Annotated in this window: 15 protein-coding genes; 8 read left to right on the top strand and 7 right to left on the bottom strand. The window is 73.2% G+C overall.

Features of this window, described 5'->3' with window-relative positions; translation table 11 throughout:
* Positions 1–299 precede the first annotated feature (299 nt).
* Positions 300–884: a helix-turn-helix domain-containing protein gene (locus tag J8M50_RS12115; protein WP_158002836.1), complete on the top strand. Its 585-nt coding sequence runs from the start codon at positions 300–302 to the stop codon at positions 882–884.
* Here J8M50_RS12115 and J8M50_RS12110 read toward each other — a convergent pair whose 3' ends face one another.
* Positions 885–2,537, bottom strand: coding sequence for an FAD-dependent oxidoreductase (locus J8M50_RS12110; RefSeq protein WP_010359630.1), 1,653 nt, complete (start codon positions 2,535–2,537; stop codon positions 885–887).
* A 173-nt stretch (positions 2,538–2,710) separates the two neighbouring features.
* Between J8M50_RS12110 and J8M50_RS12105 the strand changes: the two genes are divergently transcribed.
* Complete coding sequence (locus J8M50_RS12105; protein ID WP_050987404.1) at positions 2,711–3,748, top strand: methyltransferase; 1,038 nt, start codon at positions 2,711–2,713, stop codon at positions 3,746–3,748.
* Positions 3,745–4,725, top strand: coding sequence for an acyltransferase domain-containing protein (locus J8M50_RS12100; RefSeq protein ID WP_010359632.1), 981 nt, complete (start codon positions 3,745–3,747; stop codon positions 4,723–4,725). Before J8M50_RS12105 ends, J8M50_RS12100 begins: the two co-directional genes overlap by 4 nt.
* On the opposite strand, the gene J8M50_RS12095 is transcribed toward J8M50_RS12100, so the two are convergent.
* Positions 4,701–5,111 (bottom strand): nuclear transport factor 2 family protein, encoded by a 411-nt coding sequence (locus J8M50_RS12095; protein WP_010359633.1) that lies wholly within the window; start codon positions 5,109–5,111, stop codon positions 4,701–4,703. The genes J8M50_RS12100 and J8M50_RS12095 overlap by 25 nt on opposite strands.
* A 134-nt stretch (positions 5,112–5,245) precedes the next feature.
* On the opposite strand from J8M50_RS12095, the gene J8M50_RS12090 reads away from it, so the two are divergent.
* The 3 genes from J8M50_RS12090 to J8M50_RS12080 are packed head-to-tail and all read left to right on the top strand — an operon-like array spanning position 5,246 to position 8,054.
* On the top strand, positions 5,246–6,283 hold the full coding sequence (locus J8M50_RS12090; protein WP_010359634.1) for a class I SAM-dependent methyltransferase: 1,038 nt from the start codon (positions 5,246–5,248) through the stop codon (positions 6,281–6,283).
* Positions 6,280–7,152 (top strand): SRPBCC family protein, encoded by an 873-nt coding sequence (locus tag J8M50_RS12085; RefSeq protein WP_010359636.1) that lies wholly within the window; start codon positions 6,280–6,282, stop codon positions 7,150–7,152. Before J8M50_RS12090 ends, J8M50_RS12085 begins: the two co-directional genes overlap by 4 nt.
* Positions 7,149–8,054 (top strand): MBL fold metallo-hydrolase, encoded by a 906-nt coding sequence (locus J8M50_RS12080; protein ID WP_010359637.1) that lies wholly within the window; start codon positions 7,149–7,151, stop codon positions 8,052–8,054. The genes J8M50_RS12085 and J8M50_RS12080 overlap by 4 nt, the downstream gene beginning before the upstream one ends.
* Before the next feature lie 48 nt (positions 8,055–8,102).
* Here the strand turns inward: J8M50_RS12080 and J8M50_RS12075 are convergent, their stop codons facing one another.
* A complete protein-coding gene (locus J8M50_RS12075) occupies positions 8,103–9,047 on the bottom strand; it encodes an aromatase/cyclase (protein WP_010359638.1) in 945 nt (314 codons plus the stop codon).
* A 43-nt stretch (positions 9,048–9,090) separates the two neighbouring features.
* Positions 9,091–9,876 (bottom strand): 3-oxoacyl-ACP reductase FabG, encoded by a 786-nt coding sequence (gene fabG, locus J8M50_RS12070; RefSeq protein WP_010359640.1) that lies wholly within the window; start codon positions 9,874–9,876, stop codon positions 9,091–9,093.
* Positions 9,877–9,972: 96 nt separating this feature from the next.
* Here fabG and J8M50_RS12065 point away from each other — a divergent pair, with 96 nt between their 5' ends.
* A complete protein-coding gene (locus J8M50_RS12065; protein ID WP_010359641.1) occupies positions 9,973–10,926 on the top strand; it encodes an NAD-dependent epimerase/dehydratase family protein in 954 nt (317 codons plus the stop codon).
* The gene (locus J8M50_RS12060) at positions 10,923–12,488 is read left to right on the top strand and encodes a class I adenylate-forming enzyme family protein (protein WP_010359643.1); all 1,566 of its coding nucleotides are present in this window, start codon (positions 10,923–10,925) and stop codon (positions 12,486–12,488) included. Before J8M50_RS12065 ends, J8M50_RS12060 begins: the two co-directional genes overlap by 4 nt.
* A 72-nt stretch (positions 12,489–12,560) precedes the next feature.
* Here the strand turns inward: J8M50_RS12060 and J8M50_RS12055 are convergent, their stop codons facing one another.
* The 3 genes from J8M50_RS12055 to J8M50_RS12045 are packed head-to-tail and all read right to left on the bottom strand — an operon-like array spanning position 12,561 to position 16,293.
* Positions 12,561–13,652 carry a GDSL-type esterase/lipase family protein gene (locus J8M50_RS12055; RefSeq protein ID WP_010359644.1) on the bottom strand — a complete coding sequence of 364 codons (1,092 nt, stop codon included), beginning with the start codon at positions 13,650–13,652 and terminating at the stop codon, positions 12,561–12,563.
* 31 nt (positions 13,653–13,683) lie between these two features.
* Positions 13,684–14,682, bottom strand: coding sequence for a methyltransferase (locus tag J8M50_RS12050; RefSeq protein ID WP_010359645.1), 999 nt, complete (start codon positions 14,680–14,682; stop codon positions 13,684–13,686).
* Between the two features lie 51 nt (positions 14,683–14,733).
* A complete protein-coding gene (locus J8M50_RS12045; protein WP_029184577.1) occupies positions 14,734–16,293 on the bottom strand; it encodes an FAD-dependent monooxygenase in 1,560 nt (519 codons plus the stop codon).
* Positions 16,294–16,375 lie beyond the last annotated feature (82 nt).

The following is a 16,375-nucleotide window of genomic DNA, read 5'->3' as shown; positions in this document are numbered from 1 at the left end:
TCGAACTGACGCGGGACATGTCACCAGAGCGCGCGAGCCAGCCGCAAGGTCCGAACTTTTCGAAGTGCCGGACAGAATTTTCCCAAGAATTAACGGACCCACCTCTGGCGCTCTCCTGTACTGCATCGCCGGATACGGGTGATGCGGGAGAAGTTTCACCTACGGTGATTGTTTCCGCCGGATTCCGGACAGTCGTGAATCAACCGCGAATCGGCCATCGGCCTTCTGTAATCTCAAGGGCCCGAACTGCCCGTTCATGTTCATGGAGGGGGAATGCCATGGGGCGACGGAAGGTGCCTTTGACGGATTCGGCTCCGTACTACGAACTGGCGTCCTGGCTGCGCTCGCTGCGGCGCGGCGCCGGACTGACCTACCGGGAGATGGCCTGCCGGGTGGAGCGGCCGGGCTGCTCGGCGGTGACGCTCTCGCGGGCCGACAGCGGGAGGGTGCTGCCCCGGCGGTGCGTGGTGGAGGCGTACGCGACGGCGTGCGGGGCGTCGGAGCAGCAGGCGCGGGCCATGTGGGAGTGGTCGCTGACGGCGGCCGGGGAGCGGGCGCACCCGGTGACCGGGGCGGGGCCGGCCCCCCGGCGCGGGCGGCGCCTCGACCTCGTCTACGAGCCGGCCCACCTCCTGGAGGTCATGCACCGCCTGCGCCAGGACGCCGGGCGCCCCTCCCTGCGCCAGCTGGAGGACCGCGCCCGCATCCACGGCTACGGCCCGCTGCCGCGCAGCACCCTCGCGGACGTCCTGTCGGGGCTGCGGCTGCCGTCCGAGGCGCTGCTCGTGTCGTACGCGCTGGCCTGTGGGCGGCCTCAGGACCAGTTGCAGGCGTGGCGGGCGGCCTGGGGGCGGGCTACGCAGGGGGCGCAGGCCGCCGCGTGATCACTGCGTGTCCTTCGCGGGGAGCAGGTGGGCCCGGCGAAGGGTGCGTGTCATCTGTCGCGCGTCGCCGAAGCGGCCCTTGCCGCACACGTAGCCGTCCGGGCGTACCAGGACGAAGTCTCCCGCGCTCGCCCCGAGGTCCGTGGCCAGCCGGTTGCCCGGGTCGGCCAGGGGGTGGAGGGCGTCGGGCGGGGGCGCGGAGCGGCCGTACACCGTGCGGACCGAGACGGCGGTGCCGTAGTTGTCGTCCAGCCGTTCCAAGTCCTCGCGCAGGTCAGCCAAATCGCCCGCGAACACCAGCAACGTCCAGCGCGGATCGGCGAGTTCGGCGTTCATCGCGCGCCAGCCCGGCGAGGACAGCTCGGTCTCGGAGGAGCAGCCGACGCGGTGTCCCGGCGCGATGCCCTCGGCCGCGCCGGGCATCGTCAGGGGGCTGGCCGCGTAGTGGAGGAGCAGGCCGGACATGCCGCCCATCATGGTGCGCTCGACCTTGCGCTTCAGCGGCTTGACCGCCTTGAGGAAGCCCAGTCCCAGCGGCAGGGCCACGGGGGCGGCGGCGTTGCGCAGGGCCACCAGACCCGTCGCCGTCCTGGTCGAGTTCAGCAGCGTCTCGCCGATCGGGACCCGCTCGGCGGCGTACGTGTCGAGCAGTTCGTCGGCGGCGTGGCCGTGGATCACGTCGGCCAGCTTCCAGCCGAGGTTGCACGCGTCCTGGATGCCGGTGTTCATGCCCTGCCCCGAGGCCGGACTGTGCACATGGGCCGCGTCGCCCGCCACGAAGCAGCGGCCTGACCGCATCTGCTGGACCATGCGCTGCTGGATGGTGAACACCGAGATCCAGGTGGGCGTGCGCACCACGACGTCCTGGCCGAGCGCGCGCGAGATCTTCCGGGCGAAGCGGGCGGAGACGACGTCCGGCCGGTCCGCTCCGTCCACGTCCCGCGTGTCCAGCAGCCGCCACTTGCCCGGTTCGGGGAAGGGCACCAGCAGGATGGTGGAGCCCTCCACGTGCAGCCAGTGCAGGCTGTCGCGCGGGAGATCGGCCTCCAGCACCGCGTCGGCAATGAGCCAGGTCTCCGTGGAGTCGCCGAGCAGTTCGAACCCGAGCTGCTTGCGGACCACGCTGTGACCGCCGTCCGCGCCGACCAGCCACGGCACGGTCACCTCCTCCACCGTGCCGTCGGCGTGCACGAGACGGGCGTCGACACCGTCCGCCCGGGGGGTGACCTCCGTCAGCCCGACCCCCCACTCCACCTCGACCCCGTAGCCGCGCAGCCGGTTGCGCAGCACCTCCTCCGTGATGACCTGGTCGACCTGGAGCGTGAAGGGGAACCGGGTCGGCAGCATCGAGTAGTCGGTGTCGAACCGGATCAGCTCGCGGCCCGCCCGGTGCATGGTGAAGTGCTCGGCGCGCTGGCCGCGCGGCAGGAGGTCGTCGAGGATGCCCATCTGGTAGTAGGTCTCCAGCGTGCGGGCGTGGTTGGCCGTGGCGCGGCTGGTCACGGCCGGGCCCGCCGCACCGTCGACCAGGCGCACCCGCACCCCGCGCCGGACCAGTTCGTGCGCGGCGGTCTGCCCCACCGGTCCGGCACCGACCACCAGCACGTCCGGCCCCGGCACCCGCATCGGCACCGCGTCGTCGGAGGATTGCATCGGACTCCCTCGGCTCGGCTTCTCGTTCGTCCGGCCACCGTGTCCGTGCGCGCTCGACCCCGGCCGGAATCCCGCTGGAGCCCCGCCCCCGCCCCCTCCAGCACCGGTCGAGCCGGAACCGACACGGCTCGGTGACGCTGACCGCCCGATTCCCCGACCGAAGGGCGGTCACCATGACCGGCACCACCCCCGGGATCTCCAGCGCGGTCAGGCAGCTGCGGGACCTCTCTCTCAGCGGCGCCCGCGCCGCCGCGCTCCGTGCGGCTGCCGAGCTCGGCCTGGCCGACGTCATCGGCGAGGCACCGGCCTCGCTGGCGGACCTGGCCACGGCGGTCGAGGCCGACCCGGGCGCCCTGCGCCGGCTGCTGCGCGCCCTCACCTGGCAGGGCGTCTTCGCGGAGCTGGCGGACGGCACCTACGCGCACACCGACATGTCGCGGCTGCTGCGGGCCGACACCCCGGACACCCTCAAGGACATCGTGCTGTGGAGCACCGAGCCCTGGACCTGGGAGCTGTGGCCGCACCTCGCGAAGTCCGTCCGGACCGGCAAGGCCGCCTTCCCGGACCTGCACGGCGACGACTTCTTCGGCTACCTGCGCACCGAGGCCCCCGAGTCGGCCCGCGCGATGGACCGGGCGATGACCCAGTCCAGCCACCTCTCCGAACGCGCGATCGTCGACAGTCTCGACCTGAGCGGCGCCACCAAGGTCGTGGACGTCTGCGGCGGCCGGGGACACCTGCTGGCCGCCCTGACGGAGAAGTACCCCGCCGTCCAGGGCGTCCTGTTCGACACCCAGGAGGCCCTGGACAACGCCGACGACCGGCTGCGCGAGGGCGGCGCTGCGGCGGGGCGGGTGAGCCTGGTGGCCGGTGACATCCGGCAGGCGATCCCGGTCGAGGCCGACGTCTACGTCCTGAAGAACATCCTGGAGTGGAACGACGAGAACGCCGTCGCCGTCCTGCGCAGCGTCGCCGCCGCCGCGCCCCCCGGCGCCCGGATCGTGGTCATCGGCAACGTGGTCGACGCCAGCCCCGAGGTCACCTTCACCACCTCGGTTGACCTGATGCTGCTCCTCAACGTGGGCGGCGGGCGGCGCACCATGAGCGAGTTCCGCACCCTGATCGAGAAGGGCGGCCTCACCGTGGAGTCCGACCGCGCGGTCGACGCGTACCTGGCCCTGCTGGAGTGCCGGGTGGCGGACCGGCCGTGAGACGGATCGCGCTCCTCCTGCCCGGACAGGGCGCGCAGCATCCCGGCATGGCCGTCGACCTCCACGCGCGGGAGCCCGCGTTCGCGGCGGCCGTCGACGCGCTGTTCGAGCAGCTCGGCGAGGAGGGCCGGCGGCTGCGCTCCCTGTGGCTGTCGGGCCAGCCCGGCGGCGCGCTGGACGAGGCGGCGGTGGCGCAGCCGCTGCTGTTCGCGATCGGCTACGCGCTGGGACGCTGCCTCGCCGAGGAGTACGGGGTGCGTCCCGTCGCCTACCTCGGACACAGCGTCGGAGAACTGACGGCCGCGGCCCTGGCGCATGTCTTCGACGGCGCCGGGGCCGCCCGGGTGATGGCCGCGCGGGCGCATGCCGTGCGCGGCCTGCCCGACGGCGGGATGCTCGCGGTGGCCGCCTCCCCCGCCCGGCTCGGCCCGTTCGTCGACCCGCCGGACCGGGCCGACGGTGTGGTGGTGGCCGCCGAGAACGCACCCGCGCACACGGTGCTGGCGGGCCCGCAGCCACGGCTGTCCCAGGTGGGCGCCGCGCTGCGGGAGGCCGGTATCGCCTGGCGCCCGGTACCGGCGGGCCAGCCCTTCCACAGCCCCGCCGCCCGGCCCGCCGCCCAGGTCTTCGAGGCCGACCTCGGCCGGTTCCCGCTGCGGGTGCCCGACACGCCCGTCTGGTCGACCAGGACCGCCCGCCCGGTCCGTCCCGAGGAGGCCGTCGACCCGGAGTTCTGGGCGGGGCAACTGGCGGCGCCCGTGCTCTTCCGCCAGGCCCTCGACGCGCTGCTCACCGACGGCGACCCGCTGACGCTGGTCGACGTCGGGCCGTCGCAGAGCCTGGCCGTGTTCGCCCGGCGCCATCCGGCGGTGCGCGGGGGCAGCAGCGCGGTGATCCCGCTGCTGCCCCCGGGCCGTGACGGTACGTGGGACACGTGGAAGCGTGCCGTCGACTACCTGGGCAGGTCGTCCCGGTAGACCTGGCGGCTCTGGACGAGCAGCCGGCCGTCCTCGCGGACGAGCACGTCGTCGCAGGTGCAGCTGAAGAGCACCTCGGGCGTACCGCCCTGCACGGTATTGACGATCAGGGCGTACGTCCGGGCCAGCACGCTGCCGTCGGCGCGCTCGTCCACCTCCAGCATCCCCAGCCAGTGGCGGCGCTGGATGCCCTGCTCGGCCAGTTGCGCCGAGGTCTTCTGCGCGGCGGCCTCGATCGTGGCGCGGCCGGTCTGGGGCTCGGGGTGGGCGTTGGCGCGGAACACCCCGTCCATGGTGAACGTGCCCGCCCACTCCTGCGCGTCCCCGCTGTCGAGGCAGCGCATCTGATGGGCGTAGAAGTGCTGTACCTCCTGGTAGAGCGACATCTCTGGTTCCCTTCGCCGGTGTTGGACCGAGGCGAGCATCGCCCCGGCGCTTCGAAGCCCCGTTGAGCTCGGCTTGACCCGCCGTCGAAACCGCTCCGGCACGGTGGCGTACCTACCAGGACAAGGGGAGGACGATGCCGGACACGGCAGGACCACACATCGGCCCGCAGGAGGTCTTCACGACCCTGACGGGCTTCAAGAAGACCGCGATGCTGCGCACCGCGCTCGAACTGGGGCTGTTCGACGCCGTGGGCGAGGACTCCCCCGGAGCCCGGCAGATCGCCGAGCGGCTGGGCACCGACCCGCGTGCGACGGGGTTCCTGCTCGACGCCCTGGCCTCCGTCGGGCTGCTGGCCGGGGACGGCTCCGGCTACCGGCTGCCGCCCGGCGCCGCGCCCCTGCTCACCAGCACCGGCCCCCGGTACGTGGGGGGTCTCGCCCGGATCGCGGCGAGCCACGGCGAGTGGGAGGTGTTCGGGCGCCTCACCGAGACCGTACGGACCGGGGCGCCGCTCGCCGAGGCCGACGCCCAGGCACCGGACTTCGCGTACTGGACCGACTTCGCGCAGCACCCCACCCCGGCCACCGCCAAGGGCGCGGCCCTGGTCGCCGACCTCCTGGAGCCGCTGGACGCCCCCGACGTCCTGGACGTCGGCTGCGGCTCCGGAGCCTTCGGGCTCACGCTCACGGCGCGTCACCCGGGGGCCCGGACCACCTTGCAGGACTGGCCGTCCGTCCTCCAGATCGCCCACCGGCGGGCCAAGGAGCAGGGGCTCGACGACCGGGTCACGCTGTCGCCCGGGGACGTCTTCGGCGCGGGGCTGCCCGGCGGCTCGTACGACGTCGTGGTCGCCGGGAACCTGCTCTTCCTGTTCGACCCCGGCCGGGCCGAGGCGCTGGTGCGGCGGCTGGCCGGGACGCTCAGGCCCGGGGGCAGGCTGGTCATCGCCTCGTTCATGACGGGCGAGGGCGCCACCGACGCGGAACACGCCCACCTGCTCAACCTGCTGATGCTGTCCTGGACCCCCGGCGGGGAACTGCTGCCGCCCTCGGCGTACCAGGAGATGGCCACCAGAGCCGGACTCACCGACGCCCGGGTGCACCGACGCGAGGGCGTACCGCTCCAGGCCGTCGTGGCGACCCGGCCCATCAGGGAGGAAGGTCCCGCATGACCGTCACCAGGTTCACCACCACGCACGAGATCACCGTGGCCGCCGAGCCGCAGCGGCTCTTCGACCTGGTCGCCGACCCGCAGGGCGCACCGCGCTACTCCCCCGCCCAGATGCACGCCGAGGTCCTGGAGCACGGGCCGGACGAGGACGTCCTCAAGCGGTGGGTGTACGGCGAACGGGGGCTGCGCGCCTGGACGTTCCGGCGCGCGGCCGACCGTACGGCCCTGCGCATCGACTTCACCCACGTCGACCCCGTGGCCCCCGTACAGCACCAGCGGGGCACCTGGACGTTCCGGCCCACCGGCGACGGCGGCACGCTGGTCCGCGTCCAGCACGTGATCGACCTGACCGACCCGGCCGCCGAAGCCCCGCTGCGGGCCGGCTTCGACCAGCAGATACCGGCGCAGCTGGCCGGCTACCGGACGGTCGCGGAACTGGGGGACGCCCTGGCGGAGCGGTACGTCGTCGGCGAGGAGTCCGGCGTCGTCGCGGGGACGGTGGACGAGGTCCGGGCGCGGCTGCTCGGCGCCGAGGTGTGGGCCGTCCACCACCCCGGCGCGACGGGCGTCACCCTGACCGACCTCGGCGACGGGGCCGCGCTGCTGGACGTCGACGGAGCGGGGGCGCGGTACTTCTGGCTGCGGCCCAACGACACCGACATCGTCCACAAGTCCCTGACCCCGCCGCCCGGGGTGCACGCGCAGACCGGCCGCTGGCGGCTCACCCCGGTGGGGGCGGACAAGGTCGAGGTCGCTGTGCGGCACACGGTCACCCTGCCCCTGGCGGGCGGGGGCCCCGACCCGGCCACGCTGCGGGAACCGGTCCGGGCCGAGCTGCGCCGGCTGCTGGCCGCGCTGGGCCGGCCGTGAGCGCGGCCCCCCGGTTCGAGGAGGTCGCCGACGGGGTGCACGCGTTCGTGCAGCCCGCCGGCGGCTGGTGTCTCAACAACGCCGGAGTGGTCACCGGGAGCGAGGGGACGGTGGTCGTGGACACCGCCGCCACCATCGCCCGGGCCCGGCTGCTGCGGGCCGAGGTCGAGAAGGTGGCGCGGGCCGCGCCGCTCAGTGTCGTCAACACCCACCAGCACGGGGACCACACCTTCGGCAACTGCGTGTTCGTCCCGGAGGCCACGGTCATCTCCCACGAGGAGGCGCGGCGGGAGATGGCCGAGTCGGGGCTCGGGCTCCAGCAGTTGTGGCCCGACGTGGAGTGGGGGGAGGTCGCCCTGACCCTGCCCTCGGTGACCTACACCGAGCGCATGACCCTGCGCACGGGCGAGGCGGAGGTGCACCTGATCCATGTGGGCCCCGCGCACACGTGCGGCGACACCGCCGTCTGGGTGCCCGGCTCCAAGGTGCTGTTCACCGGCGACCTGGTGATGAACGGGGTGACGCCGTTCTGCCTCATGGGGTCGGTGGAGGGCACGCTGCGGGCGCTCGGGCAGTTGCGGGCCCTCGGCGCTACGACGGTCGTCCCCGGGCACGGGGAGGTCGGCGGGCCCGAGATCTTCGACGCCTGTGAGGGGTACCTGCGCTGGATCCAGCGGCTCGCCTCGGAGGGGATCGCTCAGCGGCGTACGCCCCGGGAGGTCGCGGACACCGTGGCGTGGGAGGAGTGGGGAGGTCTGCTCGACCGCGAGCGGATCGTGCCCAACCTCGTCAGGGCGTACGCCGAGGCGCGCGGCGCCGCTCCCGGCGAACGGATCGACGAGCGGGGCGCGTTCGGGCAGATGCTGGAGTTCCACGGCGGGCTGCCCGTCTGCCACGCGTGAACATCAGGACGGCCGGTGCGTTCCCCCACGCACCGGCCGTCCGTCTGTTCAGCTCGCTTCGACGAACGCCTTGGCGTGCTGGAGCGTGACGAGGCTGTTGCCGCCCGCCGCACGCCGGATGAAGTCGCGGGCGGACGCCACCGTCCCGGACTCGCCGAGCACCTGGAGGATGTTGGCCTCGTTCACGGTGACCGTGTGCCGTGAGACGGCGAGCACACCGTCGTCCGTGTCCGTGAGGGTCCACTCGCCGGTGTGCGAGGCCATCAGGGACGGCGGCACCAACTGCTTGTAGGCGATCCGCAGTTCGTCGGGCAGACAGATCCGGATCGACTCCGTGGTGTGGACCGAACCGTCCTTCGCGAGGGTGTCCATCGTCATCGCCTGGATGCCCGGGACCTCTTCGCGCAGGTCGAGCCGCTCCACGTGCGGGAGCCGCGTCGGCCAGGACTCCGCCCGGTAGAGGAAGTCGTAGACCGACCGGGCGTCGCCCTTGACGGTCACCGCGTCCTCGAACGAGAACACCAGCTCGCCCAGCCGGTCCCAGCGCTCGGCCACCGACTTGATGTTCGCCAGCTCCGTCGCACTGTTGCGGTCGGTGGCCGCCCTGATCCAGTCGAGCCCCGACGGGTCGTCGTCGACCGCGGCGAAGTCGTGCGTGAGGACCAGCCGGGTGCCGCCGCCCGGCAGCGGCTCGGCGGTCCAGGTACCGGCCATGGACGCCACCGGCGCGGAGGACACCTCCTGCCGGAACTCGACGCGGTGCGCCTCGGGCGTCAAGGTGCGCAGTGAAGTCCAGGACTTCACCTCGTCGTTGGCGGTCGCCCAGATGCGCAGCCGCTCGGTCGACGCGTCGAGAGGGGTCTGCTCGACGCGGAGGGTCGGGGCGAAGTGCTGGGGCCACGCGGCGGCGTCGGCGATCACCCGGTACACCGTGTCCGGGGGAGCTTCGATGGCGATCTCATGGCTGGTGTGCTCGGTCTGCGGGAGGGACACGTCCCCGCCTCTCTTCCTGAATGAAGTGACTTGAGTGAGCCGGTCAGTAGATGCCCAGGCCGCCGCAGACGTTGAGGGCCTGGGCGGTGATCGAGGCGGCGGTGTCCGAGACCAGGTAGTCCACCAGCCCCGCGACCTCCTCGGGCGTGGAGTAACGCCCCAGCGGGATCTTCTCGTTGAACTGGGAGAGCACCTCCTCCTCCGAGATGTCCCAGGTGTCCGCGTACGCCTGGCGCACCCGCACCGCCATGGGGGTCTCCACATAGCCGGGGCAGACGGCGTTGACCGTGGTCCCGGTCTTCGCCAGCTCCTTCGCCAGCGCCTTGGTGAAGCCGATGACCCCGGCCTTCGCGGCCGAGTACGGCGCCCCCAGCGGCACCCCCTGCTTGCCTCCCGTGGAGGCGATGTTGATGACCCGCCCCCGTGCGGACCGGTCGAGACCGCCGGCCCGCAGCACCTCGCGCGTGACGAGGAAGACGCTGTTGAGGTTGGTGTCGATCACGTCGTACCAGAGCTGGTCGGGGACCTTGGCGGTCACCCCGCCGCCGCTGCGGCCCGCGTTGTTGACCAGCACGTCGATCGGCCCGAACCGGGCGACGGCAGCCGCGACCAGGTCCGCGACCGCTTCCGGCGACCGTACGTCGCACGCCTGGCCGTCCACCTCCAGCCCGTCGGCGGCCAGTTCCTTGACGGTGGTGCGCACCGTGTCCTCGGTCCGTGCGCACAGGAAGACCCGCAGACCGCGGGCCGCCAGCGCGCGCACCACCGCCAGACCTATTCCGCTCGTTCCGCCCGTGACCAGGGCGACACCCTTGTTCGTGGTCTCCATCGAGGCTCCATCCCCTTGGCTCCTGGACGCACCATGTCGCCCTCGGCTCAAGGCCCGGCCGAACGTCCCTGGAGCGGTACTGGTCACCATCGGGGGGTGGTGGACACGATGGTTCTCGGTGGCACGGGTTACGTCGGACGGCACGTGTGTGCCGTCCTCGCAGGGCTCGGACAGGAGGTGCTTGCGGTCGGACGCGATCCGGCCAAGGCCTTGCCCGGCCTCCCCTTCGCAGCTCTCGACCGTGACGACGCGCTGGACCGCCTCCTGACGGCCGTCCGGCCCCGCACCGTCGTCAACTGTGCCGGGGGCGTGTGGGAGGTCAGCGACGAGGAGATGCTCGGCTCGAACGTGTCGCTCGTCGAACGGCTGCTGGCGGCGCTGGCGCGGCTGGAGCGCCCCCCTCGGCTGGTGCACCTCGGCTCCGCGCACGAATACGGCGCCGTGCCGTACGGCACGCGCACCTCCGAGAGCCTGACCCCGAGCCCGCTCACGGCGTACGGCCGGGCCAAACTCCGCTCGACACGGATGGTCCGGGCCGCCTTCGAGGCCGGGGTGCTCGACGGCGCGGTGCTGCGGCTCTCCAACGTGCTGGGCCCCGGCGCACCGCCCAGCAGCCTGCTCGGTGCCGTCGTACGGAGCCTGCGCCGGGCCCGCGCGAGCGGCGGGACGGCGCTGCTGCCGCTCGCCGCGCCGTACGCGTACCGCGACTTCGTGGACGCCCGCGACGTCGCCTCGGCGATCGCGGCGGCGGCTGCCGGACGCCCGGCCGCCCGGGTCCTCAACATCGGCGGCGGCACCCCGGTGCCGGTGCGCCGGGTCATGGAGCGGCTCATCGCCATCAGCGGCACGCCCGCCGAGATCGTCGAGCGGACCGGCGGGCCGCAGACCCGGGACAACGGGGACTGGCAGCAGCTCGACATCACCGTCGCCCAGGAGGCGCTGGGCTGGGCGCCCCGGTACGCGCTGACCGATTCCCTGGCCTGGTCCTGGGAACCGCATTCGAGGTCCTCGGGGCCAGGTCCCCGGGACGAGGAAGGACATTCACGATGACCATGACGGACGAGATATCCGTGGCCGGTACGACCGTCGGCGGGCCCCGGGTCGACCACTTGCTGACCAGGGCCGCGCAGCGGGCCCCCGGCCGGGTCGCCGTGCGCTCGGCCACCGAGTCCATCAGCTATGCCGAACTCGACGCGCTGACCGACCGGTGCGCGGCCCTGGTGCAGGGGCTGGTGGCGGAGCCGGGGGAGGTCGTGGCGATCGCCGGGCTGATGGACCCGGAGTTCGCGTCCCTGTTCTTCGGCATCTCCCGGGCGGGCGCGGTCAGCGCCGTACTGAACCCGTTCCTGCCGGCGGAGCGGCTCGCGCACGTGCTGACGACGTCGGGCGCCCGGGTGGCCGTGCTCTCGCCGGAGATGTACGAGCGGATCGCCACGGTACGAGGGCGGGTGCCGCTGCTCGAGACCGTGATCCTCACCCGCCCCGCCGAAGGGCAGGGCGCCCCGCCGCTCCTGGCCGACCTGCTCGCGGCGGCCCCCGAGGCCGCCGACCCGTCCGGCGTCACCGACGACCCCGACGCCCTCGCGTGCCTCCAGTTCACCAGTGGCACCACCGGCTCGGCCAAGGCGTGCCGGCTCAGTCACCGCAATCTCACGGTGAACGCGGCGCAGACCGTCCACGCGCAGCAGGTCGACGAGTCGTCCGTGGTGTTCAACTGCCTGCCGACGTTCCACCTCATGCACCTGACGCTGGCGGTGACCGCCGTGGCGACCCATGTGCTGTGGCCGGGCACGGACTCCGTCGCCTCGGTACGGGCGGCCGACCGGCTGCGCGCGACCCACTACTACAGCCTCCCCGTGCGGCTGGCCCGGCTGGCCGCCGACCCGGCCCTGAGCGGCCTCGAAGCGCCGTCGCTGCGGGCGGTCTTCTCCGGCGGCTCGTCGCTGTCGAAGCCGGCCGGGCTGGCGCTGGCCCAGCAGTTCGGCGTCCCCGTCGTCCAGGGGTACGGGCTGGCGGAGACCTCGCCGTCCATGCACCTGGGCACCCCGGACCGGCCGAAGCCCGGCTCGTGCGGGCAGGTGGTGCCCGGCGGGGAGAGCCGGATCGTCGACGTGGACAGCCGGGCGGTGCTGCCGCCGGGCGAGAAGGGCGAGATCCAGGTCCGTGGGCCCCAGCTCATGCAGGGCTATCTGGGCCGGTCGCTGAGCCAGGACACGGACGCGGACGGCTGGTTCTCCACGGGCGACGTCGGCAGCCTCGACAGCGAGGGCTTCCTGTTCTGGACCGACCGGATCAAGGACACGTTCAAGTGTGACAACTGGCTGGTGTCGCCGACGGAGATCGAGCGGGTGCTGCTGCGTCATCCGGCGGTCGACGACTGCGTGGTCGTCGACGCCCCCGACGAGGAGCGGGGCGCCGTGGCCTGCGCGCTGGTGGTCCGGCGCGGCACCGAGGCCGCTCCGGACGACTTCGCCGCGTACGTCAATCCCCGCGTGCCGTACTACGAGGCGCTGCACCGGGTCGTCCTGGTGGACGCGATCCCCCGGTCGGCGACGGGCAAGGTGGAGCGGCGGCTGCTGCGGGACCGGCTGCTGGGCGGCGAACTCGGCTGAGGCATTGACGGGTATGGGTACGGGTGTGGGGGTGACGGACTGTCCGTCACCCCCACACCCGTACCCGCCTGTTCAGCGCCGGACCGGCAGCACCCCGATCGCGGCCATCTCCCGGCGGGAACTGGCCGCGAAGATCTCGTGGCCGGGAGCGTTCGGGTGCGTGGGGTACTTGTCCGGCTTCTCGATGTAGAGGTCGAGGCCGTACTCGGGGCCCCACACCTTGATGCCGTCCATGAAGTGCACGTTCTCGTCGCCGTGCCGGCGCAGCAGTTCGGCCGCCTTCGCGACCTCCTCGCGGTAGTCCGCCGCCGTCGGGATGTCGGGCAGGGTGTCCCAGAACGGGGAGTACACCGACGAGCCGAGCACGATCGGGGTGTCCGGCTGGCGCTCCCGGATGATGCGTACGAAGCCGATGAGGCTGGACGGGAAGTCCACGAAGCCGTCGCTGTCCATGAAGTGGGACATGCCGACGCGCAGGGAGATCAGGTCGGCGGGCGTGTCCCGCGCGAGCCGGGCGAACATCGGCTGGAGGTGGCTGCCGTCCCCCGCGAACGACATCGACTGGAGGTCGAGCCCTTCGGCGCGTGCGGCCAGTGCCAGCCAGGTGCGGCTGGGCGAGGCGGCGCCCCGCCCGTGGTCGATCGAGTCGCCGTAGTGGATCCAGCGCGGGCGGCGGCTGGTGTCCCGGGTGAGCGAGGCGCCTTCCGCCACCCGGAACTCCCTGATCCGGAACTGGTGCAGCGTGGGCAGCCACAGCTCGACCAGCTTCTCGCCGGACGGCAGGCCGTCGACGTGCAGGGTGGCGTCGGTGTCGCACTCCAGCGAGACCGTGTGGACGAGGACGTCGTCGCACAGCACGTCGAGGAGCGCGGGTTCGTCCGGCGGCGTCGGCTCGCCGGGGACGGCCTTCGCCCCGATCGCCTCGTACCGGCAGGAGATCCACGGGCTGTCGGTGCGCAGGCACACCCGGATGCCGGACGTGTGCGCGAGCCGGCCCACCTTGCCGCGCGGAAAGTAGAGGTACGCCTCCTCGTGCGGCGCCCGCCAGGGCGCCAGCCAGCCGTCCTGCTGCTGGAGGGACACGGCTCCCCGGTACGTCAGCACCGGGTCGGCCGGCGCGATGATGCGGTCCGCCCGTACGGAGGCGGTGTCTTGCGAGGGCATGCGCGTTCTTCCTTCCGTTCGTACGTGATGCTCAGGACCGGGCGGTGAACTCCAGGAGCGAGTGCGGGGGCCGCAGCGGGGAGACCGCCTTCGGCTCCAGTCCTGCCGTGGCGGCGATGGCCGTGAGCCCGTCGGCCGACCGGGCTCCGCCGCCCGTGACGACGAGCAGCATCAGGTCCATCCCGGTGGTCGAGGGGCGCATGTCGTCCGGGTCGACCAGTGACTCCATCACCAGGACCCGGCCCGAGGCACCGGCGGCCTCGGCGCAGCGGGCCAGGATGCGGGCCGCGTCCGCGTCGGGCCAGTCGTGGAGCACGCCGGACAGCAGGTACACCGTGCCCCCGGTCGGCAGCGGGTCGAAGAAGCTCTGCGCGCTGGTCGCGGCGCGGTCCGCGAGGCCCTCGGCCGCCAGTCTGCGCACGGCGCTCCTGATCGGGTTCGGCCGGTCGACGACCGTGCCGCGCAGGTGCGGGTGGGCCTTGAGGAGTTCGACGAGGAGGGTGCCGTTGCCCCCGCCGACGTCCACCACGTGCTCCACGGCGGACCAGTCGTAACCCTCGATGAGCGCGGGGGCCTTCGCCGCGGCGCCGACGGCCATCTGGTCGTCGAACGAGTCCGACAGCTCCGCGTCGGAGTCCAGGTCGCCCCAGTCCTGGGTGGTCACCGGCCTGCCGATCCTGACCGCGTCGAGCAGGCCGAACAGCGCCAGGTCGGCGCGGCTGGACGCGGTGGTGATGTCCAGCCAGCTGCGCGGGTCGCCGGGGCCCTGCTCGCACAACTCCTTGCCCATGTCGGTGAGTTCGAAGCGGCCGGGGCCCGTCGCGCGGAGCACCTCGATCGCCGCGAGGTGCCGCAGCACCCGGATCAGGCCGCCGGGGTCGACCCCGGCCAGCTCCGCTATCGCGTCCACGTCGGTGGCGCCGGCCAGGATGTGGTCGGCGACGCGGAGGGTGGCGGCCACCCGGATCGCCATCGGGGTGGTCAGCTCGGCCATGTCCATGAGCTTGGAGGCCCAGGGGGCGTCAGCCATGTCGGTTCCTTTCAGAAGATTCAGGAGGTTCGGTTCGGGAGGTTGCGCGGTTCAGCGGGACGGCCGCCCGCCGGGTGCGCCGAACCAGCGCAGGAGCGTGTCCTGGAGGTCCTTGGCGACCCAGTCGGGTGCGTCCTCGGGGTCGCTGGCCCAGGCGACGTACCCGTCCGGGCGGATCAGCACGGCGCCGTAGCCGGGGTGCGTGGTGCACCGGCCGGTGTGCACGTCGACCCGGTCGGCCCACGGGGCTGCTGCCGCGCCGGGCCGGGCCGGGTCGGGGTCGGCGGGGTCGGTCAGGTCCAGCAGGACGGGACGGCCGCCGTGCATGAGGTCGGCGAGGCGCCGCGAGCCCTGCGGGGTCTCCAGCCGGAGACTGGGGGCGAACTGTCCGGTGAGCGGGTCGGGTTCGGTGGCGCCCATGTCGTAGCGGACATCGGCGGCGGACATCCGCCCCGAGAGGTGGCCGCTCACCTCCTCCAGGGCGATCAGCTCGGTGAACACCTCGCGCAGCGCGTCGATCCGGGGGCCGGGAGACAGCAACGCGACCTGTGCGCGGGTGTGGGTCAGCACGGCGGCGGCCACCGGGTACCGCTCGGAGTGGTACGTGTCGAGCAGGTTCTCCGGCGCCCAGCCGCGCACCTGCCCGGCGAGCTTCCAGCCGAGGTTCACCGCGTCCTGGAGGCCGATGTTGAGGCCCTGGCCGCCGACGGGGTAGTGGATGTGGGCAGCGTCGCCGGCCAGGAAGACCCGCCGTACGCGGTACCGGTCGGCGAGCCGGGCCGCGTCGCCGTAGCGCTGCGCGGTCCGCAGGTCGCTCATCACGAGCTTGCGGCCGAGGATCTGGGCCGCCCGGTCCCGCAGCTCGTCGAGGGTGACCGGCGCCTCGCGGTCGGGGTCGGGGCCCGCGAAGTCGATGACGACGACGCGGCTGTGCCCGCCTTCGGGGTGCGGGGAGATCACCGTGCAGCCCTGCGGGGTGCGGTGCCAGCCGGTGGGTATGTCCGTCAGGTCGCCGAGACGGACCTCGGCGGCGAGGGTGGACAGGGTGGCGTCGGTGCCGGAGAACGCGACACCGGCCTGCCGGCGCACCAGGCTCCGCGCCCCGTCGCAGCCGACCAGGTAGCGGGCCCGCAGGAGTTCGGGCGCCGCACCGCCGTCCGTCCGGACCGTCACACCGTCCGGGTCCTGTTCCACGGACGTGATCGCGCTGCCCCGGTACAGGGTGACCCCGAGCTGCGCCGCGCGCTCGGTGAGCAGGCGCGTGGTGACGTACTGGGGGACGAAGACCACGGGCGGGACCTCGGGGTCGGCGTCCGGGGCGGCGGGCCGCAGCCCGGTGATGCCGGCGAAGTGCCCCTTGGGCAACGGCCGTTTGCGGTGGCTGTCGCTGCCGCCGCCGTTGAGTTCCCGCTCGGCCGCCCGGAAGCGCGGCAGCAGTCCGCGCCGGTCCAGGGTGGGCACCGTACGGCCGTGCAGGGCCTGGGCCCGGTTGTCGTCGGCCGGCTCTGGCAGCCGTTCGATCACCACGGTGTCGATGCCCTGGAGGCGCAGTTCGCAGGCGAGCATCAGGCCGACCGGTCCGGCGCCCGCCACCACCACATCCGTATCCACGTCGTCTCCCTCACCACTCGCTGCCGGGGCCGTCAGTGTGGGAGGGCGGCTTCAATGCCGACTGGACTCCGGCTCAAGGACC

The sequence above is a fragment of the Streptomyces acidiscabies genome, from assembly GCF_020010905.1.
Classification (GTDB): Bacteria; Actinomycetota; Actinomycetes; order Streptomycetales; family Streptomycetaceae; genus Streptomyces; species Streptomyces acidiscabies.
This window is presented reverse-complemented; position numbering and strand designations above follow the sequence as displayed.

Bases quoted from the DNA above. Each gene is read 5' to 3' on its own strand.
- J8M50_RS12110 (WP_010359630.1), bottom strand. From the start codon at position 2,537: ATGCAATCCTCCGACGACGCGGTGCCGATGCGGGTGCCGGGGCCGGAC.
- J8M50_RS12105 (WP_050987404.1), top strand. From the start codon at position 2,711: ATGACCGGCACCACCCCCGGGATCTCCAGCGCGGTCAGGCAGCTGCGG.
- J8M50_RS12095 (WP_010359633.1), bottom strand. From the start codon at position 5,111: ATGTCGCTCTACCAGGAGGTACAGCACTTCTACGCCCATCAGATGCGC.
- J8M50_RS12090 (WP_010359634.1), top strand. From the start codon at position 5,246: ATGCCGGACACGGCAGGACCACACATCGGCCCGCAGGAGGTCTTCACG.
- J8M50_RS12085 (WP_010359636.1), top strand. From the start codon at position 6,280: ATGACCGTCACCAGGTTCACCACCACGCACGAGATCACCGTGGCCGCC.
- fabG (WP_010359640.1), bottom strand. From the start codon at position 9,876: ATGGAGACCACGAACAAGGGTGTCGCCCTGGTCACGGGCGGAACGAGC.
- J8M50_RS12060 (WP_010359643.1), top strand. From the start codon at position 10,923: ATGACCATGACGGACGAGATATCCGTGGCCGGTACGACCGTCGGCGGG.
- J8M50_RS12055 (WP_010359644.1), bottom strand. From the start codon at position 13,652: ATGCCCTCGCAAGACACCGCCTCCGTACGGGCGGACCGCATCATCGCG.
- J8M50_RS12050 (WP_010359645.1), bottom strand. From the start codon at position 14,682: ATGGCTGACGCCCCCTGGGCCTCCAAGCTCATGGACATGGCCGAGCTG.